The sequence below is a fragment of the Kribbella sp. NPDC049174 genome (genome assembly GCF_043197365.1).
GTDB lineage: Bacteria > Actinomycetota > Actinomycetes > Propionibacteriales > Kribbellaceae > Kribbella.
In genome coordinates this window covers 1-1,370 of record NZ_JBICSZ010000030.1, presented here as the reverse complement: position 1 = coordinate 1,370, position 1,370 = coordinate 1, and the positions used below count along the sequence as shown (strand labels likewise).

At 67.4% G+C, this 1,370-nt stretch carries 1 protein-coding gene; it reads right to left on the bottom strand.

Going from position 1 to position 1,370, the window contains the following annotated elements:
• Nucleotides 1-36 precede the first annotated feature (36 nt).
• A protein-coding gene (locus ACGFIF_RS44330) for an IS3 family transposase (protein WP_393163984.1) occupies nt 37-1,301 on the bottom strand; the annotation gives its coding sequence in 2 pieces (ribosomal slippage) (nt 37-956 and nt 956-1,301; 1,266 coding nt in all).
• Between the last annotated feature and the right edge of the window lie 69 nt (nt 1,302-1,370).

The window sequence follows — 1,370 nt, the reverse complement described above, 5'->3', positions numbered from 1 at the left end:
GGGCCTTACCCCCGGTTCGTGGACACGGGTGGTGGATTACGCCGCTGACGGGAGCGTAGCGGGGTAGAGGGCTTCGTAGGTGTTCGGGGACAGGTAGCGGCACCAGGAGTGGCGTCGGCGAGTGTTGTACCTGACCAGCCAGCGGAAGACTTGGCGGCGGCAGGTGGCCTCGTCGGACCAGGAGTTGTGGTCTTGGAGGACCTCCCGTTTTAGAGTCGCGTTGAACGATTCGGCGAGGCTGTTGTCAGCGCTCGTTCCCACGGCCCCCATGGACTGGGTGACCCCGAGCTCCTTGCACAACAGGGCAAAATCCTTCGAGGTGTACTGGGCCCCGTGATCGCTGTGGAAGGCCGCGCCGGCGAGGCTGCCGCGGGTCGCGGCTGCAGCCTTCAGTGCGTCTTCGACCAGCTCGGTGCGCATGTGGTCCGCGACCGACCAGCCGGCCAGGCGGCGGGAGTAGCAGTCGATCACCGTGGCCAGATACAGGTTGTTGCCGTCGGCAAGCGGCAGGTACGTGATGTCGCCGACGTAACGCTGGTTCGCCGCAGGAGCGGTGAAGTCCCGGTTGAGCAGGTCGGGCACCTTGCGGTCGGCCGGTTCGGGGACCGTGGTGCGGACCTTGCGGCGACGCCGGTAGCCGACGATGCCGTGTTCGCGCATCACCCGAGCAACCCGCTTGTGGTTCACCCGCTCACCGTCACCAGCACCGGCGCCGGCGTTGAGTTCGGTGGTGATCCGCGGGGCACCCTGGGTGTTGTCGTCGTCATGAACCGACCGGATCCGCGCCGCAAGCGCCGCGTCGTCCGCGGCGCGCTGCCGGCGGGCGGGGGCGGCCTTCAACCAGGCGTAGTACGACGAACGCTCGATCTCGACGAGCGCGCACAGCCGCTTCACCTCAAAGGTGGTGCAGTGGTCCGCAACGAACTGGAAGCGGTTCACCAGTTCGTCTCCCCGGCGAAATACTTGGCCGCCTGGCGCAGAATCTCCCGCTCGGTCGTGAGCTTGGTCTGCTCCGCCCGCAACTGCGCGTTCTCGGTCTCGAGCCGGGCGATCCTCGCCTCCGGCGACTCCGGCTCAGCACCCGCCCTGGTCGCACGCTGACGGCCCCGGGAAGGGCTGGAGACCGTGGCGCCGTCGGCCGTCGTCTTCTTGCCCGAGCCATACACCTCGACCCAGCGAGCCAGGGTCGCCCGCTCGATCCCGAGATCCGCCGCGATCCCACGCAGCGTCGCTCCCGGAGTGGACTCGTACAAGTCGACAGCCTGCCGACGAAACTCCTCGGAATAGTTCTTGCGGGCCATGGTCCTGATCATCTCGCTTCCCCAGCCGATGGCTGGAATCAGCGTGTCCAAGAACCAGGGTCAAGGCCC